The organism is Floccifex sp. (assembly GCF_051873495.1).
Taxonomy (GTDB): domain Bacteria; phylum Bacillota_I; class Bacilli_A; order Erysipelotrichales; family Erysipelotrichaceae; genus Floccifex.
This window is the reverse complement of record NZ_JBJEEX010000096.1, coordinates 1-23,685: the sequence shown is the minus strand read 5'-3', so window position 1 is coordinate 23,685 and position 23,685 is coordinate 1. Positions and strand designations below refer to the sequence as shown.

Here is a 23,685-nt window from a genome sequence, read left to right as displayed (position 1 = left end):
ATATGGGTATTTACGTAAATCCTAATCATAATGATTTTAGGGAAGCTGTTTGTAAAGAGATATATGTAGATAAATCGATGTTGATTGATAAATTATATAGATTTGCGACTTCAAGAAATAAGTATATTTGTATTTCTCGACCAAGACGATTTGGAAAAAGTACGGATGCCAATATGCTAAGTGCCTATTTTTCGAAAGGTTGCGATTCCCATATTTTGTTTAATGGACTAAAAATTTCAGAAACGGAAATGTATGAAGAACATATTAATAAACACAATGTGATTCATTTGAATATACAGAATTTTTTAAGTAAATCGAATTCTATTGAAAACTTGATACAATTAATTTCGTTAAGAGTGATAAGAGACTTAAAAAAAGAATTCCATAATATTGATTATTTTGATGACTCTAATTTTTCATTTTCTTTACAAGACATTTATGAGCAAACTAAGCAGCAATTTATTTTTATTATTGATGAATGGGATTGTATTTTTAGAGAATATAAAGAAGATGAACGATCACAGAGAAAGTATCTTGATTTTTTAAGAGATTTATTAAAAGATCAAAGTTATGTTGAACTATGTTACATGACAGGTATTTTACCAATTAAAAAGTATGGAACACATAGTGATTTAAATATGTTTGATGAAATTAGTATGATTGAACAACGGGGATATTCGAATTTCATGGGTTTTACACAATATGAAGTTCAAGATTTATGCAAAGAATATGCCGTGGATTATACTTTAATGCAAGAATGGTATGATGGATATAAGTTAGAAGGCGGTATTTCTGTATATTCTCCTAGAAGTGTAGTAGCGGCCATTCAAGATAGAAAGTTCAGTAATTATTGGTCGCAAACAGAAAATTATGAAGCACTAAAAACATATATTGATTTGAATTTTGATGGTTTAAAAGATACAGTTGTCTCACTTTTAACAGGACAACGTAAAAAAGTCGACACATTATCATTCCAAAATGATATGACAAGTTTTCATAGTAAAGACGATGTTTTAACATTGTTGATTCATCTTGGATATCTAGGTTATGAAAATGAGTGTGTATATATTCCAAATAATGAAGTAAAAGATACATTTATTACTTCTATCAAGAATTCAAATTGGGACGTAGTAACGCGTTTATTTCAACAATCAAATGCATTATTAGAGGCTACATGGAATATGGAAGCAGATAAAGTTGCTCAATATATCCAAGATAGTCATTATGAGACAAGTATTCTACAATATAATGATGAAAATGCTTTATCGTAGACAATTTCTCTTGCGTACATTACAGCAAAAGAATATTACACAATTACTAGAGAATTTCCTACAGGAAAAGGCTATGCCAATCTTGTGTTTATACCAAAAACGGATAAGCCAGCAATGATTGTAGAACTCAAAGTCAATGATAGTGTAGAATCTGGTATTGAGCAGATTAAAGAAAGAAACTATAGAAAAGGATTGGAAAAATATTTGGACAACTTATTATTGGTTTCTATAAGCTATGATAAAAAGAGTAAAGTTCATCAATGTAAAATTGCACGTTTTGCCTAACTTTGTAGTCACTTTTAAAGTGAACTACAAAGTTTTTTTAATGGATAAAATTGATACACTTAAAACTTCAATTCCAGTTATATTTAAGATATTTTGAAGATGGTCTTTGATTTTTACTACATCAATATTTGGATATGAACTATGCATGATTATCTCTTGTATAGAAACAATACAACTTTGCATAAAATAAGTACGATAGTTTTCGACGTTAAATATCGTTTTCGCACAATCTTTTATTTGCCATAGAACTTGTATTTCAATTTCTAATGGGGTATTTTCACAATCATTAACAACTAATTTATCAATACAATACGAACAAACTTTTAACGATAATTTCTTTGATTTCGTTTGATCTTCCATATTTGTTTTACGACTTGGATTATATCCACGAGCAAAGGGATTGATAAAAAAGAAACCTTCTTCTTTCCTTGTTCCAACATAAGAACCAAAACAAGTAAAAACAAGAGCTTGATTTGGTTTTAAACTATGAAGTCCCATAAACAATATCCAAGCAGTTGTTAAGTAGAGAATAGAAATCACTAAAACAAAAATATTAAAGTGTATGATTGAAAATATAAAAGAAATAAAGGCTAAAATATATCCAATAATAGTTAAAAATAAAACAATATAGCCGTTGTATGATTTTAATAATTTATCTTCCATATAAATAATGTATCACAAAAAAAGAAAAATAGTGACTTTAAGCCACTACTTTTCCTTTGTGAGAGAGTTTTCAATATATCGATGCACAGATTGACTGGAATCAAGATTAACAATCTGTTCGATACTTTTCTTCTTGGAGAAGATTTCCAAAACATCATTTAAGATGCCAAAGTGCTTTGTTTTGTCTTCTGCACATAAAACAATTATGATACGTGCCTGTTTGCCATTTGGAAAGTAAACCGGTTTTTTAAATGTTGCTAGGGAAACATCCAAACGCTTAACTCCTTTTTCAATAGCGGTATGAGCGAGAACTAAATCATCCGCAAGGAACATATGAAGACCTTTATCGCGTTGATCTTCAATAATGGAGTCGACATATTCTTGGGTAATTGAATCATCTTCAATTAATGGTTCACAAGACAAGCGAATGGCTTGTTCCCAATCGACTATATTTTTGACACATACAATGTGCTTTGGATTTAGATAATTAATAAGACTATTGCCTTGTTTCTTGTTGTAGACTTTATTGACTTGTAAAGAAGAATAATATTCTTGTAGATTCTTTTTAAAATTGTCAATTTGATCAGGGGCAATATAGTTTTTCGCAATTTGAATAATATCATCTATCTGCATCTTCGCTCTTGGTTCCGTTGACATGCAATTACGAAGAATGGCAACACGATCTTGGTCTGTTAAAATCGGATGAACCACGATTAAACGCTTTTCATTGACTAGAACAACAGTGGAAATGACAACATCAAAATCATGGTCTGGTGTATAACTACTTAATGGTAAATTAGTAATTTCCGTTGCCTGAGGAACTAAGTTGGCAACTTCTTGTCGTAACATATTACCTGTTCCAATTCCATTTGGACAAATAATTAAAATACGAAATGCTTCTTGATTGCGTTTCTTTTGTGGCATGAATGCTCCAAAATGAAGTGTTAAATACGCAACTTCCGCATCAGAAATCAAACAATCCAATTGATTCTGCATAGAAATACAAGCTTTTTTTGTTAAATAAAATAAATCTTCATATTCGGTTTTAATACTATCTAACATTGGATTTCCTAATTGAATTCCATAACGATAACGATATAAAGATGTTTTTAAATGCGCTGAAATCGCATTGATTAATTCTTCTTCCTGATCGTAATAGAAACAAGAAATACGTTCAAATTCCTTTACTAAATTCTTAGCCATGACATAGGTTTCACCATGTTCTTTCATGACATTAACAGGAATGGTTTGTAGTCGACTACCTAATAAATGTAAAGAAATATAAATTTGTTCACTATTTTTTAAGTTAGGAAAATATTGATGAACATATTGATATTCTTTCGTTTCGACAATTTCTTCCACATCCATGTCACTAAAATTAATTTCATCATTACGATTTTCAATACTGGAAATAAAGATAGCTAAGGAAGGAAGAATACCAGTAACGTATTCAGCTTCTAGTTTTGCCTCAATTTCTTTTAATAAACATAAATTATGTTTTACTTTTTTATCATCTAATTCAAATAATTGATTCTTTTCTTGATAGTTCCATAATTGATTTGGAAAAATCATAAAGAATAAAGCACGTTTTTTAATGATATCACCCGTAATTCGATAACCAGATTTAATATCATATGTTAGTTCTAGGTTATATTTTGATAATAAATTATCGGCACTTTTTAAATCATTAATAATGGTATTTCGACTAACTTGGCATTCACGAATAAAGTCGTCTATGTATAAAGGATGAGAACGAATAATAATGTGACAAATAATAATCATCATTCGTTCATCAGGTGTATAGATTTGATAAGTGTCATTGTTTTGGGTATTCAATGCTCTTTGAATTAAATTGGCTTGTTGTTTATTGATGAACAATCCTTTTCCTCTTTCTTGAGTTAAAGGATCAATATCATTGGCTTCTAACCATTCATTTATTTTGGAAATATCATAGTATACACTACGCTTAGACACTTGTAGTTCATCTGCTAAGTCTTGGATTTTTAAGTATCCAGATGTATACATAATAATATTTAATATTTCCATACATCTTTTATCGAGATTATAATTAATAGCCATGTGAACGCCTCCTTACGCTAATAAATCTTTAATTTTTTTGTGATAAGGTGTTCCTTTTAAATTATTTTTTGCTTTATTTAAATATAAATTGGCATTTTTTGTATCATTTAAATACATATATTGCACACCAATTAAATATTGAAGCATTCCTTGATCTTCTTTTTCTGTTTTATCTTTCAATAAATTCTGAAGAAATTCAATGTCTTCTGATTTATTTTCAATTAAAATACGATAAAGCATTTTATCATAGGCAATTTCATCTTGATCACCAGAAAATTCAATATGATCCAATAATTTATCACACATTTCTTTATCTTGAGCTTCTAAAAAATAAAAGAACGTTAAACTACTTACTTGATAAGCTTGTTTATGATTTAAGTTCATGTGAAGTAGTTCTGTGCAAGTTGATTTCACTTTTTTATCATCTTTAGATGAAATATATGCACGAAGGAAGTTGTATTTTCTTTCATATTCAGAAAAGAATAATTTATATAGTGAACTAGTTTCCATCTGGTGCAAAGCTTCTTTGAAATTTCCTTTTTGCATTTTCTTAATAATACTGTTCCAAACAAAGCTTCGTACAACGAAAGGAATAGCAATTGCAATCAATATAACTGTTAATAAAACGAGCATCCATAATATATCCATACGGTATATCCTCCTCTATATTTTATATAATAGCAATGCGATTTGTTTTAATCGAATCCATTTTGTTTCAAATTATCGTGCAATTTTGTATGAAATTTATACACTATCTTTGCACTTAAGACAATAATTGCACAAACTTATGAAACCGTTTGCACTCATGCAACACATTGTGCAAAGTGTTAAACCCTTGCACAATGAAAAGAAAAGTTTTGGCCTTGTGTTTGAGTAATATTTTTCGGATAATGCAAGTGACAAGAGGAGATGAATGAGTATGATTAGTGAATTGCTTAAGAAAGAAAATTGTTTTATCAAAGAGAGTGTTGAAGATTGGAAAGAGGCAATCCATGTTGCTTGCCAACCAATGATCGAACAAGGTTATTGTACACCAGAGTATGAACAAGCTGTATTCGAAAGTACAGAAAAATTTGGGCCCTATTATGTACTATGTGAAAACTTGGCTTTGATTCATGCAAGTGCACATGCTGGAGTAAATGAAACTCAAATGGCAGTAACGGTTCTTAAGAATCCAATCAAATTTTCACCCGATGGATACGATGTAAGAATCCTGGTGACTTTGGTGGCAAAAGACAGTCATTCTCATATGGAAGGCATTGTTGCTGTTTCAAATATCTTCTCTGACGAAGAAAAAGTAAAGACGTTATTAAATGCGAACGATGGCGAAACGATTTACAGAATTTTCGCTGATAATGTTGATTCGCAATAATAACCTCGGGAGGAGAAAAGATGTTAGATTTTATTGTTAATATTTTATCTACACCTGCAGTTTTAGTTGGTTTAATGGCTTGCTTAGGTTTAGCATTACAGAAAAAACCAATCGAAGAAATTATTAAAGGTACAGTTAAAACTACAGTTGGTTTCTTAGTATTGTCAGCTGGTGCTGCATTCTTACAATCCGGATCATTAAATGCATTCGGTGACTTATTCAACTATGCATTCAATATGCAAGGAGTTGTTCCTAACAACGAAGCAATCGTATCATTAGCTTTAAATGATTTCGCTACTGATACTGCTTATATTATGTTATTTGGTATGATCGCTAATATCGTATTAGCTCGTTTCTCTAGATGGCACTACATCTTCTTAACAGGACACCATACATTATACATGGCATGTATGTTAGCTGTTATCTTAAGTATTGGTGGATTAAGTGGTGTTGCATTATGGATCGGTGGAGGATTATTACTTGGATTCATCATGTGTGCTTCTCCTGCATATTGCCAACCAACTATGAAAAAAATTGTTAAGACAGACGAATTAGGATTCGGTCACTTTGGTGGATTAGGATACTGGTTCTCTGCTCAATGTGCTAAATTATTCGCTGGAAAGAGTAAATCTACTGAAGAAGTTAACTTCCCACAACGTTTAACATTCTTACGTGACACTACAGTTGCTATCGGGTTAACAATGGTTGTATTCTTCTTAGTTGTTACTGCAGTTGCTGTTGGACGCGGAATCTTAGATGCAGATCCAAATGTAATTTTAGCTACTTACTCTAATTTAGGTGGATTATTAAACGTTGGTGCTGAAACTCAAACTCATTGGGCTGTATGGGCTATCATTTGTGGTTTGAACTTCGCTGCTGGTGTTAACATTATCTTAAGTGGTGTTCGTTTAATCGTTGGTGAAATCGTTCCTGCATTCCGTGGTATCGCTGAAAAATTGGTTCCAGGTGCTATCCCTGCAATCGACTGTCCAGTTGTATTCCCTTATGCTCCTAACGCTGTATTAATCGGATTCTTAGTATCATTCTTAGGTGGTATCGTTGGATTATTTGTATTAGCATTGATTAATAAATCATTGATCCCATGTGCATTAATTTTACCAGGTGTTATTCCTCATTTCTTCTGCGGTGCAACTGCTGGGGTATTCGGAAACGCTGAAGGTGGATTAAAAGGATGTATCTTCGGAAGCTTTATGCATGGTTTATTAATCACTTTCTTACCTGCAATTTGTATGCCAGTAATGGGAAGCTTGAACTTCGCTAACTGTACATTCTCTGATGCTGACTTCTCTTGGATGGGAATCGTATTCGGTAATGTTGCTCAATTAGTTCAAGGAACTGGATTATTAATCGTTTGTATCGTAGTATACTTAATCCCAATTATCTATAACTTTGTTGCTCCTAAAAAAGAAGCAAAAGCAGCTTAGTATTTAATAGAGTAATCTATTAAAAATAAAGGAAAGGAGACATTTAAAATGGCTATTCGTAGCATTATGTGTTGTTGTGGACAAGGACTTGGAAGTAGCATGATCGTCAGCATGAACGTTGAACGTGCATTGAAAAACTTAGGTATTTCTGGTGTAAGCGTAGATCATACTTCTTTAAATGAAATTTCTCCAAACTGTGCAGATTTATTTGTTGTTGGAGCGGACTTAGCACCTCAATTAGCTAGTTATCCAAACAAAATCATTCTTGAACAATTAATGGACATGAATGAAATCACAACAAAATTAAAAGAAGTTTTTGATAAACAATAATAATTTGAAAAAGAAGGTTTTATCCTTCTTTTTCATTAGAAAAAATAGGAGGGACTATGGAAAAAAATACATTAAATCAATTGGAAATCTTAGCAGCCAAGATTCGATATGATGTTTTAGATATGTTACAACATCGTGGATATGGACATTTAGGTGGGTCATTATCACTTGTTGAATTGATGAGTGTTTTGTATGGAAAACAAATGAAATACGATGCGAAAAACCCTAAATGGGAAGGAAGAGATCGTGTTGTATTATCGAAAGGACATGCTGGACCGGTTTGGTATAGTGCCTTAGCGGAATGTGGATTTTTTGATAAGGAATGGCTATATACATTAAATGATGGAGGAACAAAACTTCCTAGTCATCCTGACCGTACTAAAACACCTGGAGTTGATATGACAACAGGATCTTTAGGACAAGGTACAAGTACCGCAAGTGGAATTGCCACAGCTTTAAAGAAAAAAGGCTCTGATAATTATGTTTATTTAATTGTTGGAGATGGAGAATTAAATGAAGGTCAATGCTGGGAAGCATTCCAATATTTAGCTCACTATAAATTAAACAACTGTATCGTTATTATTGATGACAACAAACGTCAATTAGATGGATACACAAAAGATATCATGAATCCATTCTCTATTAGTAAGAAAATGGAAGCCTTTGGTTTCTATACACAAACGGTAAAAGGAAATGATATGGAAGCCATTGATGATGCCATCAATAAGGCAAAAGAAGTAAAAGACAGTGCTGTTTGTATTGTATTAGATACAATTAAAGGACAAGGAGTGCCTTATTTCGAACAAATGTTCTCTAACCACTCTGTTAAATTTAATAACGATGAAATCAATACGCAAACAAACCAAGCCAAAGAACAATTACTTGAATTCATCAACAAAGGAGGATCAACTAATGTTTAAACTAGTAGAAGATCGTAGTAAAAAGGGATTGGATTTATGTGTTACCGTTGCCAATGCCATTATGGATGAAATTGCTGTGAATGATAAAGTTGTTTATCTAGAAGCGGATTTAGGTGGAGCAAGTAAATCAACATTAGTTGAAAAGAAATACCCAGATAACTTTATTCAATGTGGTATTTCCGAAGCTAATATGGTAGGCGTTGCCTGTGGTATGTCTAGTGAAGGCTTTGTTCCATTTATTCATACGTTTGGACCATTCGCTACTCGTCGAGTATTTGATCAAGTGTATTTATCAGGAGGATATGCGCACAATACGATCAATATTTATGGATCTGACCCAGGATTTACCGTTGGACCTAACGGTGGAACACACACAACTTGGGAAGATGTTGCCTTGATGAGAACAATTCCAGGAGCTGTAGTATGTGATACTTGTGATGAAGTACAAACAGCCTGGGTTGTTAAAGAATTTGCGAAAAGCGAAGGTGTTCACTATTTCAGATGTAACCGTAAACCAGTAAGAAACGTTTATGAAAAAGGATCTACTTTTGAAATGGGTAAAGGAAACGTTATTCATAAAGGAAGTGATGTCCTTGTCATTACAGCCGGACAAATTGTATCAGATGCATTAGATGCAGCTGAAGAATTAGAAAAACAAGGAATTTCGGTTGAAGTTATTGATATGTTCTGCATTAAACCATTAGATGTAGAATTAATTTTATCAGAAGTTAAAGGTAAAAAAGCTGTCGTAACTTTTGAAAACCATTCGATTACAGGTGGACTTGGATCGGCTGTCAGTGAAGTCTTGATGGAAAATGGTGTAAGTGTTCCATTTAAACGTCATGGTATTAATGAATTATTTGGACAAGTAGGAACACCTGATTTCCTTCAAAAAGAATTCAAATTAACAGCTTCTGATTTAGAAGAAACAATTAAATCATTGTTATAAAAAAAATAATAGACTGTGAAAAATCACAGTCTATTTTATTATGACTTGAGAACGAACCGTATCCATTAGTAGTTTTTTAGCTTGTTTATGAATGGTTTCTTTATCAATGCCTTCATTTTGACTTTCATTGATAAAACCAGCTAAACCATAACACAAAAAAGCAGTGATCTGTCTAGGAGAATAACGCAAAGTGTGTTTATGGCTTTCTTCGATTGTATGGGTTTCAACGGTTTTCAACACGCAATTATATAATTGTAAAGCTAAATAAGGATTTTTTTCTGGGGTAATGTTTTTAAAGAAGTTGGGATATAGTTCAAATAAATATAAAATAACCTCTAGAATATTGACATAACTTCGTACAGATTCATTATTGGGGTTATTTTCTGTTTGTCTTTTTTGAAACATCGTGATAGCTATATCAGTATAATCGTTCATAATATCATTTACTAAATGATATTTATCTTCATAATGAGAATAAAACGTAATACGAGATATATTGGCTTGTGTACATATGTCTGTCACATTGATTTTTTCAAATGGTTTTTCGTTGAGCATGTCAATGAGTGTTTGTTTTAGTGTTAATTTTGTTTTATGAATTCTTTTATTTTCCATTTTTTTACCTATTATTTATACAAAATTCAAAAAGTGTAATTTGTATTAATTTATACATCTGTTAAAATTATAACACGTGTAAAGAAAAATAGGAGATAAAAATGACTAAAGTAGCTATTATGACAGATAGTAACTCTGGTATTTCCATGGAACAAGCTAAGGAAATGGGTTGTTTCATGTTGAATATGCCAATTATTATTGATCAGAAAACATATATTGAAAACGAAGATATCGATACCGATTTCTTTTATGATTCACAAAGTAAAGATGCCAATGTGACAAGTTCACAACCATCAATCGCATCGGTAATGGGAATGTGGGATGAAATCTTAAAAGAATACGATGAAATCGTATATATTCCTATGACAAGTGCTTTAAGTGGATCTTGTCAAAGTGCTATTGTATTTAGTGAAGAATACAATGGGAAAGTACAAGTCGTAGATAACCATCGTATTTCGGTTACACAAATGCTTTCGGTACAAGATGCTTTATATTTAAAAGATAAGGGATATGATGCCAAACAAATTAAAGAAATCTTAGAACAAGAAGCGTATGATGCTTCCATCTATATTACCGTAGATACATTAAAATACCTTGAAAAAGGAGGAAGAATCACTCCTTCTGTTGCGTTATTGGGTTCAATGTTAAAAATTAAACCCGTTTTAACAATTCAAGGAGAAAAATTAGATACATGTGCTAAAGCTCGTGGAATGAAATCGGCTTTTAAAACAATGATTGAACATCTAAAAGAAGACTATGAAACACGTTTTAAAGAATATGCCCAAAAAGGAGAATTAGCTGTTGGATTAGCTTATACACAAATGAGTGAAGAAGACGTAGCAAAATGGGCTGAAAAACTACATGAAGAATTCCCAGGGCTTCCATTATATAAAGCGCCATTGACAATGAGTATTGGATGTCACATTGGACCTGGTGGACTTGGAACTGGATTAATTCGCATTCATAAAGAATAAGAAAGTGTCTTATTCTTTTTTTTATGTTATTATTTACGTCGGGAGTGAAAAAATATGAATGAAGAAAATGTAATAAGAGATGCCCGTCAATTAGGAAAAGGGAAAATGTTGATTTTAGGAATCCAACATTTATTTGCGATGTTTGGAGCCACTATCTTAGTTCCTATCTTAGTTTCAGGGTATTTTCAACAAGCTTGTGGGCAACCACTAACTAGAGGATTAACAGTTGCGGTTACTTTATTCGCAGCTGGAATGGGAACTTTATTGTTCCATGTTTGTACAAAAATGAAAGTACCAGCCTTTTTAGGATCATCTTTTGCCTTCTTAGGTGGATTTAACACGATTGCCAACCTTCAAAGTGGAATCTATGCCAATATGCCAGTAGATGAAAAAGCAGCCTATGCCTGTGGAGGAATCGTTGTTGCTGGTTTAATGTATTTGGTTGTAGCTTTCATTATTAAAATTGTGGGTGTAAAACGTGTTATGAAGTTTTTACCACCAGTCGTGACAGGACCCATTATTATTTGTATTGGACTATCACTTGCACCAAGTGCCATTTCAAATGCCTCAACAAACTGGTTTTTAGCCCTTGTAGCTTTAGGTGTTATTATTGTCTTTAACATCTGGGGAAAAGGAATGACAAAAATTATTCCTATTTTATTAGGTGTTGTGATTAGCTATGGAGTTGCGGTATTTATGAATTCCATCGGTATGACAAACCCTGATGGATCTGCTATTATTGATTTTGCCACAGTTGCCCAAGCCAACTGGGTAGGAATTCCACCATTCCAATTATGTAAATTTGATATTACTTCGATTTTAGTTATGGCTCCTATTGCCATTGCTTCTATGATGGAACATGTTGGGGATATGTCAGCAATTTCGGCAACCGTAGGAGAAAACTTTATCGATGATCCAGGTCTACACCGTACATTAATGGGAGATGGACTTGCCACAGCTTTTGCGGGAGCTATTGGAGGACCTGCGAATACGACTTATGGAGAAAATACAGGGGTATTGGAATTATCAAAAGTATATGATCCTCGTGTTATTCGTATTGCCGCTATTCTTGCGGTAGGTTTATCTTTTGTGCCTAAATTCTCAGCCATTATTTCAACTATGCCACCTGCCATTATTGGAGGCGTTTCGTTCATGTTATATGGTATGATTTCTGCCATTGGAGTACGAAACGTAGTAGAAAATAAAGTTGATTTGACAAAGAGTCGTAATTTAATCATTTGTGGTGTAATATTTGTATGTGGATTAGGATTTAGTTCAGGCTTAACATTCACAATTGGACAAACATCAATTACTTTGACATCACTTGCCATTGCAGCAATTGCAGGAATTGTCTTGAATGCGATTTTACCTGGAAATGACTACGAATTTGGAACAAATCCTGAAGGAGACCAAAGTCGTGGTGTATACATTAAAAGCGAACAGAAAGAAGGATAAACAAATGAATTTTTCCGAAAACAAAAATATCACTATCTTTACTCATCCCTTAATTCAACACAAAATTTCTAAATTAAGAGATGAAAAAACATCAACCAATGAATTCCGTCATTTAGTTGAAGAAATCGCTATGTTAGAAGCATATGAAGCTTTATCGGATTTACCAATGGAAATGGTTGAAGTAAAAACACCTCTTGAAACAACAATGACACCTATGATTGCAGGACACAAAATGGCTGTTGTTCCTATTTTAAGAGCAGGACTTGGAATGGTTAATGGTATTTTATCTCTTGTACCTAGTGCTCGTGTTGGACACATTGGAATGTATCGTGATGAAGAAACATTTGAACCACATCCATATTACTGCAAATTACCTAAACCAATTGATCAACGTTTAATCGTTGTCACAGATCCTATGTTGGCAACAGGTGGTTCTGCTATTGATGCCATTGATCAAATCAAAAAAGAAGGTGGAAAACACATTAAATTTATGTGTATTATCGCTGCTCCAGAAGGACTTGAAAAATTGGCAACAGCTCATCCTGATGTACAAATCTATGTTGGATGTTTAGATCGTCAATTAAATGAACATGCTTATATTTGCCCTGGATTAGGTGATGCTGGGGATCGTATTTTTGGAACAAAGTAGCTTCGGCTACTTTTTTTATTGCTTTTAGGGGAAAGTAAGACTATAATACTTCAGAATTGAACTATTTTTTAAGGAGAGTATATGGAAACAAGTATGGATTTTGGGCATCAGCTCATTAATTCTTATAGTAATTTGTGTAAGCCTTTGTGTCATGAACTAAAGATTTCTCAAACCGCTTTTGATATTTTAATGTTCTTAGCGAATCATCCTAATTATACAACGGCAGGAGATGTAGTAAGAATACGACATATTAAAGCCAATCTAGTTTCAATGAATGTAGATAAACTTGTTCATGAAGGGTATTTAAATCGTATTTTAGATTGTGAAGATCGACGTCGAACAAACTTATTATTAACAGAAAAAGCACAAGAAATTATAAGAAAAGGAAAACAACTTCAACAATTTTTTGTACAATCGTTATTTAAAGATATTGATGAAAAAGAATTGACTATTTTCTTTGATGTGATGAAAAAAATCGAAGGAAATTTAGATGAAATTAAAGGAGGGAACATGCATTGACAATTTTAAAGATTTTACTCATTACTTTTTTTGCCGGTATGGGAGCCGGACTTGGAACTGGATTTGCAGGAATGTCAGCGGCAGCTGTAATCAGTCCAATGTTAATCGCATTTCTTGATATGGAACCTTATATGGCTGTAGGAATTGCTTTGAGTTCGGATGTTTTGGCAAGTGCAGTATCGGCTTATACATATGGAAAAAATAAAAACCTGGACATTAAAAATGGCTTAATCATGATGATTACAGTTTTATTGTTTACCGTTGTTGGAAGCTACGTAGCTCGTCTTGTACCAAGTCATACTATGGGAAATTTCTCAGTGTTTATGACACTTCTTTTAGGAATTAAATTTATTGTAAAACCTGTTATGACCACAAAAGAAAAAATGAACGAAGTCGATGCGAAAAAACGTGTGATTCAATCCATTGTATGTGGAATGATTATTGGCTTTATTTGTGGTTTTGTTGGTGCTGGAGGAGGCATGATGATGCTTCTTATTTTGACAAGTGTATTAGGATATGAATTAAAAACAGCGGTGGGAACTAGTGTCTTTATTATGACTTTTACAGCTTTAACAGGAGCTGTAACACACTTTGCCATTGGTGGATTACCTAATCCTTTTATCTGGATTTTATGTATCGTATTTACTTTTATTTGGGCACGAATTGCTGCTCTGTTCGCAAATAAAGCCGATGCCAAAACACTAAACCGGGTAACGGGAGCTATTTTAGTGATTTTAGGTATTGCGGTATTGTTCTTTTCATAGGAGTGTAAAGTGAAAAAAATAGTTAAACGAATCTTATTAGTACTACCAGCTGTTATTCTACAAATTCTATGGTATGTCGTCTTATTTGCCTTTATTAAAGATAAAATTCCTTTTATCAGTGAATTATTAACTTTTATGGCTTTATTCTTCGTATTGCATATCGTCAATGACCAAAGCCAATCAAGCTATAAAATGATGTGGGTTTTATTGATTATGACTTTCCCTGTACTTGGGGTTTGTTTATATATCATTGCCGGTAAAAACAGAACAAGTAAAAACTTAGATAAATATTTAACGAAATCGAAAGAAGAATTAAACTATGAATTAAAGACAAGCGAACAAGTTCAAAGTGAATTAAAAGAAAAAAATCTTCATTTGTCTCAAACCTTAAATTGTTTATCAAATTATTGTGGATCTCCTATTACATATATGAAAAACTACATTTATTATCCTTTAGGAGACAATATGTTTCCGGATATGATTCGAGCTGTTAAACAAGCTAAGAAGTTTATTTATATGGAATATTTCATTGTGGAAGAAGGAAGATTCTATAATTCTTTAATTGATATCTTTAAAGAAAAAGTAAAAGAAGGTGTCGATGTTCGTATTATTTATGATGATGTAGGATCGGTTTCAACGTATTCTTTTTCAAATGTGAAGGAATTAGAAAGCTATGGAATTAAATGTATTCCATTTAATCCTTTATTGACGATTAAAGCACAATTAAATAATAGAGACCATCGTAAAATGTTGATTGTCGATAATGAAATTGGATTTAGTGGAGGCGTCAATATTGCCGATGAATATATTAATGAAAAAGAACGCTTTGGACATTGGAAAGACATTGGCTTCTGTATTGATGGGGATGCATTGAATCATTATACGTATATGTTTATTGAAATGTGGAATGCGTTTAGTAAAGATAAAATTCAAAAAGAAAATTGTTTATTACCTGTACTTCATAACATAAATTATCAAAAAGGGTATGTGTTATCGTATTATGATTCACCTGCCAAAGATGTTCATGTATCAAGAAGTTTATTAATGGATTTATTTCACAATGCGAATAAAAGAGTATGGATTTATACTCCATATTTAATTCTAGACGACTCTATGATGGATTGTTTGTCTTCTTTGGCATTTAGAGGCGTTGACGTTCGTATTATGGTTCCAGCCATTCCAGATAAGAAAGTCGTTTATCGAATTAGTTTATCGTATTGTAAATCATTGATTGAAGCAGGCGTTAAAATTTATACATATACCCCAGGATTCTTACATGCCAAAGCCGTATTAATTGATGATGATATTTGTACAGTAGGAACTGTAAATCTAGATTATCGTAGTTTATATCTTCACTATGAATGTAATTCTGTGTTCTATCAATGTGATATTTATAATGATGTGAAAAAAGACATGGAAGATACAATGGAAAAGTCGCATTTACTTCAAAAAAATGAAATTAAAAACAGTTGGTTTTACAATGTAATCAATGAAGTATTACGATTGTTTTCACCGCTTTTATAAAGTTGAAAGTTGTACACGCTTTCAGCTTTTTTTTTTCTTGATTAATGTCAATATTTATGGATAATTATAATTGTGTGTTTATGAGACAAAAAGGTCTTTTATGGAGGAAATTATGGCAGGAATTAAAAAGACAAAAATTATTTGTACAATTGGTCCATCTTCTCAAAACAAAGAAACTTTGATAGAGATGGTTAAATCAGGAATGGATATTATGAGAATGAACTTTTCTCATGGATCTCATGAAGAACATCAAGGAAAAATTGATTTAATTCGTGAAATCAATGCAGAATTGAAAACAGATGTTTCTATTTTATTAGATACAAAAGGGCCTGAAATTCGTACAGGAGACTTCGAAAATGGTTGTGTTGAATTCAAAGGAAACTCTGATATCACAATTTGTTACGAAGACGTTGTAGGAACAAGTGATAAATTCTCAATCACTTACAAAGAATTATATAAAGACGTTCAAAAAGGATCTCATATCTTAGTGAATGACGGTGCTATTGATTTAATGGTTAAAGAAGTTGTTGACAAAGACATCGTTTGTCGTTGTTTAAACGGTGGTGTTGTTAAGAATAAACGTGGAATCAACGTACCAAACATCAAATTAGGATTTGAATACTTATCTGAAAAAGACATCGATGATATCAAATACGGATGTGAACAAGGAATCGACTTCATTGCTGCTTCATTTGTTCGTCGTAGACAAGACGTTTTAGATATTCGTAAATTATTAGCTGAATTCAATCGTATGGATGTTAAAATCATCGCAAAAATTGAAAACCAAGAAGGTGTTTCAAATGTAGATGAAATCCTTGAAGAAGCAGATGGAATCATGGTTGCTCGTGGAGACTTAGGTGTTGAAGTTCCAGCTGAAATGGTACCAATGATTCAAAAAGACATTATCAACAAATGTAATGAAAAACGTAAATTAGTTGTTACAGCTACACAAATGTTAGAAAGTATGCAACATTCACCAGTTCCAACTCGTGCGGAAGTTAGTGACGTTGCCAATGCGATTTATGATGGTACTGACTGTATCATGTTATCAGGAGAATCTGCAAACGGTGAATATCCTGTTCAAGCTGTAGATATGATGGCTCGTATTGCTTTAATGACTGAATATAACTTTGACTATGAAGGATATTATAGAAAAGCTAAATTATCGTCTCCAAACAATAAATCAGAAGCAATCTGTTTGTCGGTAGCTGAAATGGCTTCTCAATTCAATGTAAAAGCTATTATTGCCTTCACAGAAAGTGGAACAACAGCTATGAAAATGGCTAAATATAAGCCAAAATGTTTATTAATCGGGGCTACACCAAATCCTGAAACATTCCGTCAAATCAATGCTTACTGGGGAGTGCATGCAGTTATGACTCGTGAATTCACTTCTACAGGTGGAATGAAAAACATCGCAACAATTATTGCGAAAGAAAATGGATGCAAACCTGGAGATACAATCATCATTACAGGTGGTACACCAGGTGTTCCAGGGGCAACTGATTACTTAAGAATCGTTGAAATTCAATAAGATATGAGTCAATCTCATATCTTTTTTTTTGTAGGAGGAGTATGAAAAAGTTAGTTGTTGATATTCATATGCACACATTGGCAAGCGGACATGCACTGGGTATTCCAGGAACCGTTAATTCTTTCTATTATTTAAATTGAAACGTGATTCCAAGAATAATAAAAAACATCGAAGTGATACATGGATGTGAAATTAATGTATTAAATAATGGAACATTATCATTAGAAGAAAAATATATTGATTATCTTGATTATGTTCGCTTAGTACAAGCAGCTAAACAATATCACGTGGCTTTGGAAGTGAGTAATAGTTCTTTAGTAAAAAAAGACAAACGACTAAATTGTTATGAGAACTATGAAAAAATGTTGACGTTATGCCAACAATATAAAGTACCAATTATTGTGAGTTCCGATGCCCATGATCCAAGTTGGGTTGGATATTTTGATTTAGCACTTGATTTACTTGAAAAATTTCACTTTGATGAATCGTTAATCTTAAACAATGACATCGATAAATTAAAACAATTCATAAAAAAACTTGCGCTATAGATAAACGCAAGTTTTTTTTGTTAGATATTTAATAAATCAGCGTAAACTTTTAAAGCACCATCGCTGTTTCCAGCTAATACTTTTTTCGCTAATACTTTACCTAATTGAACACCTTCTTGATCAAAACTATTTAAGTTCCATACAAATCCTTGGAACATAATCTTGTTTTCAAAGTGAGCAAGTAAAGCACCTAATGAAGCAGGACACAATTGTTCACCGATGATAATACTACTTGGACGACCTCCTTCAAAGTTTTTATTAGGATTTTCGTCTTCTTTACCACACGCAAAGGCAACGATTTGAGCCGCAACATTGGCATTTAATTTTTGTTGACTTGTACTATTTTCAATTAAAACATCTTTTCCAATTTGAGAGTTTTTGAAACCAACAAATTGAATAGGAATAATATCAGTTCCTTGATGTAACAATTGATAGAAAGAATGTTGACCATTTGTACCTGGTTCACCAAAAATTACAGGACCTGTAACATAGTGAATTGGTTGACCAAAACGGTTTACAGATTTTCCATTTGATTCCATGTCACATTGTTGTAAGTGAGCAGGGAAACGAGCAAGGGCTTGGGAATAAGGAAGTAATGTTGTAGTTGGATATCCTTGAACATTTCTTTCATATACTCCAATTAAAGCATCTAATAAATCAGGGTTTTCTAAAATATTTGGATTTGTAGCTAATTTATCTTCACTTGCCATTCCTTCTAGGATTTGGGCAAATACTTCTGGTCCAAAAGCTAGCGAAAGAACCATTCCTCCAACAGCCGATACAGAACTATAACGACCACCAATATAGTCATCCATAAATACAGCTGTTAAATAATCAGGACTTTTTGCTAATGGTGAAGTTTCACTTGTAACGGCTAACATATGTTTGCTTGGATTTAAACCAGCGTTGATTAAAGCATCTTTAACGAATTGTTCGTTTGTTAAGGTTTCTAGTGTTGTACCTGATTTAGAAACAACGATGAATAAAGAATGAGCTACATCAACTGAATTTAAAACAGCTGCCGCATCATCTGGATCGACATTGGAAATAAATTTTGCTTCCATTTTGAATGTATTATTTGCTTTGGCCCAGTTTTCTAAGGCAATATATAAAGCACGTGGACCTAAATCTGAACCACCAATACCAATTTGAACAACAGTCGTAAATGGTTCTCCATTTTCATTCACGATTTCACCAGCATGTACTTTGTTGGCGAAATCAGCGGCTTTTTGTTGTTGTGAAACATAGAATTCACGTTTATTTACTCCATCAACGATGACATCATTTCCTAATTGATTACGAGCTAAGTGGTGAAGAACTAAACGATTTTCCCCTGTATTAATAACAGCTCCATTATATAATTCCGCAAATTTTTCAGTTAATTGAGCTTCATTGCTTAATTCTTGAAGTGCTTTTAATACATCGGCATCAACTTGTTTACTCGCATAGTTATAATTTAGACCAGCGGCCATTTCACAATTATAATCTTTTACACGTTGTGCTCCTGTTTCACTTGATAATTCTTTTTTTACATCTACATGATCTTTTAAATTCATTAATTTTTGATATGAATCTAAAGTATCAAAATCTTTCCAAGATACCATTTTGTATATCCTCCATATTTTCTGAAATTATTATACTAACTAAAAAATGTTTTTTCAATAAAGCATAATAAATGGTCCTCACTCAATCAATCTAGTAAGGACCCTTTATAAAATAAAATTATTCTTATTACTATTTATAAATAACATCTATCTTTTGTTGTTCTCCTTTCCTTTTTCTTGTCTACATTATAAAAATGAATCAAATATATGTAAATAAAAGTGGAAAGATTAGACGTAAAAATGGAATAATATGCTATAATTTGAAACATGAATGAAGTAAACGTATTAAAAGGAAATTTATTTTTATCAATTTTTAAATTAGCGATTCCCTTAATGATTCTAAATATTTTTAATTCACTTTATAGTTTAGTGGATACATTCTTCGTTGGACAAATTGGAGAATTAGCAGTAGGAGCTATTTCTTTAACATCTCCTATTGTCTGGTGTGCCATCAGTATTGCTAATGGTTTGGCCACAGGAGCTATGGCTATCGTATCTAAAAACTATGGAGCAGGGGATTATCAAAGAGCCAGTCGGTTTGCTAGTGAGTTCATTTATTTCAGTATTTTCTTTTCACTATTATTAACTGGAATTATCTTTTGTCTTTGTAATCCTATTTTAAATTATTTACACACGCCAACGGAATTATATACACAAGCCTATGATTACTTAAAAATAATGTCATTTGATTACTTGGGATTATTTTTCATTACGATTTATATGGCCATTCGTCAAGCATGTGGAGACAGTAAAAGCGGAATGATTGTTTCTGCTTGTGCATCCATTCTAAATATTATTTTAGATCCTATTTTTATTTTTGTTTTAGGACTAGGTGTACAAGGAGCAGGGATTGCTACGGTATTATCAAAATTAATTGTTGTACCTTATATTTTATATTCTTTATGTGATACTAAACAAAAAGTACATATTTCTTTTTCAACACATATACAATACCTTGATTGTATTTATATTATGCAAGTATCAATTCCATGTGCTTTTGGACAATTTTTAGAATCACTTGGCTTTGTGTTAATGAATAAATTTATTGTTGGATATGGAGCCATTGCGATATCGGCATATGGAGTGGGACAAAAATTGACAGATTTATTTAATATTCCTATTATGGCTTTTTGTAATACACTACCAACTTTCATTGGACAAAACTTAGGAGCTGAAAATAGTAAACGAGCTCGTGATAGTTATAAATTGACTATGCTTATAACGGTTGTATTAGGTGTTATATTATTTGTAGTCGGAATGGCTTTGGCAGATTATATGATTTTGATCTTTATACCAAACGCAAGTTCGCAGTTAATTGAAATTGCTAAAACATTATTATTCTTTACTTTATTAACAGGACCATTGTGTTCTTGGTATTTTAATTTATGTTCGGTATTTAATGGATCGGGACACACAACGATTAGTTTTGGATTGGGTATTTTACGTTTATGGGGAACGAGAATTCCTTTAATTTATTTATTTTCATATATCACAAACTGGCAAATTAATGGAATATGGATGGCTATGCTTGTAAGTAATTTAATCACATCGATTATTGCGCAGATCATATATCAAGTCTATCCTTGGACAAAAATGAAAAAATCATTTTAAAATAGACAATTCAAATGTCTGTGATAGAATAAGTCTAATTAAAAGGAGGCTCAGTATGAATTTAAAAGGAAGAAACTTTTTAACACTACGTGATTATTCACAAGAAGAAATCCGTTATTTATTGGATTTAGCTAAAGAATTAAAAAAAGATAAGAAAGAAAAAACGATTAAAAAACATTTGAGAGGAAAAAATGTTGTTCTTATTTTTGATAAAACCTCCACACGTACACGATGTTCATTTGAAGTGGCATGTTTCGATGAAGGAGCCCACGTGACTTATTTATCGAATTCTCAATTTGGAAAAAAAGAATCCATTGAAGATACGGCTAAAGTATTAGGAAGAATGTATGATGGAATCGAATATCGTGGTTTTGAACAAAAAACAGTTGAATTGTTAGCCCAACACTCGGGTATACCAGTTTGGAATGGGTTAACCGATGTAGATCATCCAACCCAAACCCTAGCTGATTTTTTAACGATTGAAGAACACTTAAACAAACCATTAAATGAAGTTAAGTTTGTATTTACTGGAGATATTCGAAATAATGTTTGTTATGGTTTAATGTATGGTGCCGTTAAGATGGGAATGCACTTTGTATGTTTAGGACCTGAACAACTTCATATTGATGATGAAGTATGGAATTACTGTCAACAAGAAGCTAAAAAATCAGGAGCTACTTTAGAATTATGTCATGATGTTTCTAGTGCTGTAAAAGATGCGGATGTTATTTATACAGACATTTGGGTGAGCATGGGAGAAGATGAAAGTCTATATGCTCCTAGAGTACAAATGCTTTCACCATATAAAGTCACTCAAGAAATGATGAAACAAACAGGAAATCCAAATACTTTATTTATGCACTGTTTACCATCTTTCCATGACTTTGAAACAAGCGTTGCCAAAGAAAAATTAGATAAATTGAATGTGGATATTCGTGAAGTGGAAGATGAAGTTTTCCGTTCTAAGAATTCGGTCGTATTTGATGAAGCAGAAAATAGAATGCATACCATTAAAGCTGTAATGGTCGCAACAATAGGAGAATAATAATATATGTTACAAGTAGGAATGAAGGCACCTGATTTTACGTGCCAAGATCAAAATGGAAATATTCATACGTTAAGTGAATATAAAGGAAAAAAAGTTATTTTGTATTTTTATCCTAAAGACAATACCGCAGGTTGTACAAAACAAGCTTGTGCGTATTCAAGTATGAAAGAACAATTTAATGAAAAAGGAATTGAAATTATTGGTGTAAGTAAAGATTCTGTGAATAGTCATAAAAAGTTTGAAGATAAACAAAATTTAACAATCACTTTATTATCGGATGAAGACTTAAAAATGATTCAAGACTATGATGTATGGCATGAAAAGAAAATGTGTGGAAAAACATATATGGGTGTTGTGCGAACAACATATGTCATTGATGAAAATGGAATGATTGTATTTGCCAATGATAAAGTAAAAGCGGCTACAGATGCTCAAACGATGATGAACGACCTTTAGTGGGTCGTTTTTTTTGATTGTATCCTTATTTTTATTGTGATAGTCTTATAAATATGGAAAATCTAATTTTTAGTTTAAATGCGACTTTACCTATTTTCTTATTAATGGTACTCGGTATGATTTTTAGAAAAACAGGAATTATAAGTGAATCGTTTGCCAAACAATTAAATTCTTTTGTGTTCTTAATTCCTTTACCGGTATTAGTTTTTAAAAACTTGGCAACCATTGATATTGTAGAAGCCTGGAATACGAAATTTGTATTGTTTTGTTTTAGCGTAACTTTGTTGAGTATACTTATTTCTTTTGTGTTATCACTGGTTTTGAAAGAAAAAAATAAAGGGGAATTTATTCAAGGTTCATATCGTTCTAGTGCAGCTCTTCTTGGAATGGCATTAATCAGTAATATATATGGAGATTCTATTATGGGTCCGTTAATGATTATTGGAAGTGTGCCTTTATATAATATTGTAGCCGTAATCGTGTTATCGTTCTTTAAAAAGAATGCGAAAATTGATAAACAATTATTAAAGAGTACGTGTATTGGAATTTTAAAGAATCCGATTATTATTGGAATTGTATGTGGAATTTTTTATTCTTTATTAAAATTACCATATCCAACTATTGTATCTAAAACGGTTAACTATATTAGTGCTTTAGCTTCTCCATTAGGATTAATGGCAATGGGAGCTTCCTTTGATTTTCATAAAGCCATGGGCTCAATGAAATCCGCTTGTATTGCCAGTTTTATGAAATTATTTGGTTTTTGTTTATTGTTTTTACCATTGGCTATTCACTTTGGCTTTGTACAAGATCAAATCGTGGCAATTTTAATTATGTTAGGTTCGGCTTCAACGGTTTCTTGTTTTGTAATGGCTAAAAACATGGGACACGATGGAACACTTTCGAGTACAATTGTCATGTTGACAACACTGATTAGTGGGTTTTCCATTACGTTCTGGTTATTTGTTTTAAAATCAATAGGTGTATTATAAAAGAGCGATGCATTGAAATCGCTCTATTTTTTTTATTACGAAGTAAATACCACGCGCTATGTGCGTGGTACTGTACCTTTT

General features: G+C 32.2%; 24 protein-coding genes. 19 read left to right on the top strand and 5 right to left on the bottom strand.

The annotated features are described in order from the left end of the window. Positions 1-2 precede the first annotated feature (2 nt). On the top strand, positions 3-1,271 hold the full coding sequence (locus ACI313_RS05710) for an AAA family ATPase (protein ID WP_439755514.1): 1,269 nt from the start codon (positions 3-5) through the stop codon (positions 1,269-1,271). Positions 1,272-1,274: 3 nt separating this feature from the next. Continuing rightward, positions 1,275-1,556 (top strand): PD-(D/E)XK nuclease domain-containing protein, encoded by a 282-nt coding sequence (locus ACI313_RS05705; protein ID WP_320607914.1) that lies wholly within the window; start codon positions 1,275-1,277, stop codon positions 1,554-1,556. A 24-nt stretch (positions 1,557-1,580) separates the two neighbouring features. Here the strand turns inward: ACI313_RS05705 and ACI313_RS05700 are convergent, their stop codons facing one another. Genes ACI313_RS05700 through ACI313_RS05690 form a run of 3 tightly spaced genes read right to left on the bottom strand, consistent with a single transcriptional unit; the run spans position 1,581 to position 4,946 of the window. Then, complete coding sequence (locus ACI313_RS05700) at positions 1,581-2,219, bottom strand: SPFH domain-containing protein (protein ID WP_439755513.1); 639 nt, start codon at positions 2,217-2,219, stop codon at positions 1,581-1,583. A gap of 45 nt (positions 2,220-2,264) precedes the next feature. Further along, the gene (locus ACI313_RS05695; RefSeq protein WP_320104461.1) at positions 2,265-4,298 is read right to left on the bottom strand and encodes a BglG family transcription antiterminator; all 2,034 of its coding nucleotides are present in this window, start codon (positions 4,296-4,298) and stop codon (positions 2,265-2,267) included. A 12-nt stretch (positions 4,299-4,310) separates the two neighbouring features. After that, positions 4,311-4,946, bottom strand: a complete 636-nt coding sequence (locus tag ACI313_RS05690; protein WP_320607904.1) for a hypothetical protein — start codon at positions 4,944-4,946, stop codon at positions 4,311-4,313. A gap of 265 nt (positions 4,947-5,211) precedes the next feature. On the opposite strand from ACI313_RS05690, the gene ACI313_RS05685 reads away from it, so the two are divergent. The 5 genes from ACI313_RS05685 to ACI313_RS05665 are packed head-to-tail and all read left to right on the top strand — an operon-like array spanning position 5,212 to position 9,314. Beyond that, positions 5,212-5,670 carry a PTS sugar transporter subunit IIA gene (locus ACI313_RS05685; RefSeq protein ID WP_439755512.1) on the top strand — a complete coding sequence of 153 codons (459 nt, stop codon included), beginning with the start codon at positions 5,212-5,214 and terminating at the stop codon, positions 5,668-5,670. 20 nt (positions 5,671-5,690) lie between these two features. Beyond that, complete coding sequence (locus tag ACI313_RS05680; protein WP_320607903.1) at positions 5,691-7,115, top strand: PTS ascorbate transporter subunit IIC; 1,425 nt, start codon at positions 5,691-5,693, stop codon at positions 7,113-7,115. A gap of 48 nt (positions 7,116-7,163) precedes the next feature. Continuing rightward, positions 7,164-7,445, top strand: coding sequence for a PTS sugar transporter subunit IIB (locus ACI313_RS05675; RefSeq protein WP_320607902.1), 282 nt, complete (start codon positions 7,164-7,166; stop codon positions 7,443-7,445). A 56-nt stretch (positions 7,446-7,501) separates the two neighbouring features. Beyond that, on the top strand, positions 7,502-8,365 hold the full coding sequence (locus tag ACI313_RS05670) for a transketolase (RefSeq protein ID WP_320607901.1): 864 nt from the start codon (positions 7,502-7,504) through the stop codon (positions 8,363-8,365). Continuing rightward, positions 8,358-9,314 (top strand): transketolase family protein, encoded by a 957-nt coding sequence (locus ACI313_RS05665; protein WP_320607900.1) that lies wholly within the window; start codon positions 8,358-8,360, stop codon positions 9,312-9,314. Before ACI313_RS05670 ends, ACI313_RS05665 begins: the two co-directional genes overlap by 8 nt. Before the next feature lie 30 nt (positions 9,315-9,344). Here the strand turns inward: ACI313_RS05665 and ACI313_RS05660 are convergent, their stop codons facing one another. Further along, positions 9,345-9,926, bottom strand: a complete 582-nt coding sequence (locus ACI313_RS05660) for a hypothetical protein (RefSeq protein WP_320607899.1) — start codon at positions 9,924-9,926, stop codon at positions 9,345-9,347. Positions 9,927-10,027: 101 nt separating this feature from the next. Between ACI313_RS05660 and ACI313_RS05655 the strand changes: the two genes are divergently transcribed. The 8 genes from ACI313_RS05655 (at position 10,028) to ACI313_RS05620 (ending at position 17,893) form a co-directional block, all read left to right on the top strand. Then, positions 10,028-10,900 (top strand): DegV family protein, encoded by an 873-nt coding sequence (locus ACI313_RS05655; protein WP_439755511.1) that lies wholly within the window; start codon positions 10,028-10,030, stop codon positions 10,898-10,900. Between the two features lie 54 nt (positions 10,901-10,954). After that, positions 10,955-12,355 carry a uracil-xanthine permease family protein gene (locus ACI313_RS05650; RefSeq protein WP_320607897.1) on the top strand — a complete coding sequence of 467 codons (1,401 nt, stop codon included), beginning with the start codon at positions 10,955-10,957 and terminating at the stop codon, positions 12,353-12,355. A gap of 4 nt (positions 12,356-12,359) precedes the next feature. Continuing rightward, positions 12,360-13,004, top strand: a complete 645-nt coding sequence (gene upp, locus ACI313_RS05645) for a uracil phosphoribosyltransferase (RefSeq protein WP_320607896.1) — start codon at positions 12,360-12,362, stop codon at positions 13,002-13,004. An 81-nt stretch (positions 13,005-13,085) separates the two neighbouring features. Then, positions 13,086-13,523, top strand: coding sequence for a MarR family winged helix-turn-helix transcriptional regulator (locus ACI313_RS05640; RefSeq protein ID WP_320607895.1), 438 nt, complete (start codon positions 13,086-13,088; stop codon positions 13,521-13,523). Then, positions 13,520-14,287 carry a sulfite exporter TauE/SafE family protein gene (locus ACI313_RS05635; protein ID WP_439755510.1) on the top strand — a complete coding sequence of 256 codons (768 nt, stop codon included), beginning with the start codon at positions 13,520-13,522 and terminating at the stop codon, positions 14,285-14,287. The genes ACI313_RS05640 and ACI313_RS05635 overlap by 4 nt, the downstream gene beginning before the upstream one ends. A 9-nt stretch (positions 14,288-14,296) precedes the next feature. Further along, entirely contained in the window at positions 14,297-15,811 is a 1,515-nt protein-coding gene (gene cls, locus ACI313_RS05630; protein ID WP_320607894.1) for a cardiolipin synthase, read from the top strand. 112 nt (positions 15,812-15,923) lie between these two features. Next, positions 15,924-17,345 (top strand): pyruvate kinase, encoded by a 1,422-nt coding sequence (gene pyk, locus ACI313_RS05625; protein ID WP_439755509.1) that lies wholly within the window; start codon positions 15,924-15,926, stop codon positions 17,343-17,345. 143 nt (positions 17,346-17,488) lie between these two features. Further along, a complete protein-coding gene (locus tag ACI313_RS05620; protein ID WP_320607892.1) occupies positions 17,489-17,893 on the top strand; it encodes a hypothetical protein in 405 nt (134 codons plus the stop codon). Between the two features lie 20 nt (positions 17,894-17,913). Here the strand turns inward: ACI313_RS05620 and ACI313_RS05615 are convergent, their stop codons facing one another. After that, positions 17,914-19,497, bottom strand: coding sequence for a glucose-6-phosphate isomerase (locus ACI313_RS05615; protein WP_320607891.1), 1,584 nt, complete (start codon positions 19,495-19,497; stop codon positions 17,914-17,916). Between the two features lie 267 nt (positions 19,498-19,764). Between ACI313_RS05615 and ACI313_RS05610 the strand changes: the two genes are divergently transcribed. From ACI313_RS05610 to ACI313_RS05595, 4 genes are read left to right on the top strand one after another with little or no spacing between them, the layout of a single operon-like run. Next, complete coding sequence (locus tag ACI313_RS05610) at positions 19,765-21,108, top strand: MATE family efflux transporter (protein WP_320607890.1); 1,344 nt, start codon at positions 19,765-19,767, stop codon at positions 21,106-21,108. A 55-nt stretch (positions 21,109-21,163) separates the two neighbouring features. Further along, positions 21,164-22,153, top strand: coding sequence for an ornithine carbamoyltransferase (gene argF / locus ACI313_RS05605; RefSeq protein ID WP_320607889.1), 990 nt, complete (start codon positions 21,164-21,166; stop codon positions 22,151-22,153). Between the two features lie 6 nt (positions 22,154-22,159). Then, the gene (gene bcp / locus ACI313_RS05600; RefSeq protein ID WP_320607888.1) at positions 22,160-22,612 is read left to right on the top strand and encodes a thioredoxin-dependent thiol peroxidase; all 453 of its coding nucleotides are present in this window, start codon (positions 22,160-22,162) and stop codon (positions 22,610-22,612) included. Positions 22,613-22,665: 53 nt separating this feature from the next. Continuing rightward, entirely contained in the window at positions 22,666-23,604 is a 939-nt protein-coding gene (locus ACI313_RS05595) for an AEC family transporter (protein WP_320607887.1), read from the top strand. Positions 23,605-23,685: the final 81 nt, after the last annotated feature.

Coding starts and splice junctions, on each gene's coding strand:
- ACI313_RS05700 (WP_439755513.1), bottom strand. CDS start 2,219: ATGGAAGATAAATTATTAAAATCATACAACGGCTATATTGTTTTATTT.
- ACI313_RS05595 (WP_320607887.1), top strand. CDS start 22,666: ATGGAAAATCTAATTTTTAGTTTAAATGCGACTTTACCTATTTTCTTA.
- ACI313_RS05615 (WP_320607891.1), bottom strand. CDS start 19,497: ATGGTATCTTGGAAAGATTTTGATACTTTAGATTCATATCAAAAATTA.
- ACI313_RS05655 (WP_439755511.1), top strand. CDS start 10,028: ATGACTAAAGTAGCTATTATGACAGATAGTAACTCTGGTATTTCCATG.
- ACI313_RS05680 (WP_320607903.1), top strand. CDS start 5,691: ATGTTAGATTTTATTGTTAATATTTTATCTACACCTGCAGTTTTAGTT.
- argF (WP_320607889.1), top strand. CDS start 21,164: ATGAATTTAAAAGGAAGAAACTTTTTAACACTACGTGATTATTCACAA.
- pyk (WP_439755509.1), top strand. CDS start 15,924: ATGGCAGGAATTAAAAAGACAAAAATTATTTGTACAATTGGTCCATCT.
- ACI313_RS05660 (WP_320607899.1), bottom strand. CDS start 9,926: ATGGAAAATAAAAGAATTCATAAAACAAAATTAACACTAAAACAAACA.
- upp (WP_320607896.1), top strand. CDS start 12,360: ATGAATTTTTCCGAAAACAAAAATATCACTATCTTTACTCATCCCTTA.
- ACI313_RS05685 (WP_439755512.1), top strand. CDS start 5,212: ATGAGTATGATTAGTGAATTGCTTAAGAAAGAAAATTGTTTTATCAAA.
- bcp (WP_320607888.1), top strand. CDS start 22,160: ATGTTACAAGTAGGAATGAAGGCACCTGATTTTACGTGCCAAGATCAA.
- ACI313_RS05610 (WP_320607890.1), top strand. CDS start 19,765: ATGAATGAAGTAAACGTATTAAAAGGAAATTTATTTTTATCAATTTTT.
- ACI313_RS05665 (WP_320607900.1), top strand. CDS start 8,358: ATGTTTAAACTAGTAGAAGATCGTAGTAAAAAGGGATTGGATTTATGT.
- ACI313_RS05675 (WP_320607902.1), top strand. CDS start 7,164: ATGGCTATTCGTAGCATTATGTGTTGTTGTGGACAAGGACTTGGAAGT.
- ACI313_RS05690 (WP_320607904.1), bottom strand. CDS start 4,946: ATGGATATATTATGGATGCTCGTTTTATTAACAGTTATATTGATTGCA.
- ACI313_RS05670 (WP_320607901.1), top strand. CDS start 7,502: ATGGAAAAAAATACATTAAATCAATTGGAAATCTTAGCAGCCAAGATT.
- ACI313_RS05650 (WP_320607897.1), top strand. CDS start 10,955: ATGAATGAAGAAAATGTAATAAGAGATGCCCGTCAATTAGGAAAAGGG.
- ACI313_RS05640 (WP_320607895.1), top strand. CDS start 13,086: ATGGAAACAAGTATGGATTTTGGGCATCAGCTCATTAATTCTTATAGT.
- ACI313_RS05710 (WP_439755514.1), top strand. CDS start 3: ATGGGTATTTACGTAAATCCTAATCATAATGATTTTAGGGAAGCTGTT.
- ACI313_RS05695 (WP_320104461.1), bottom strand. CDS start 4,298: ATGGCTATTAATTATAATCTCGATAAAAGATGTATGGAAATATTAAAT.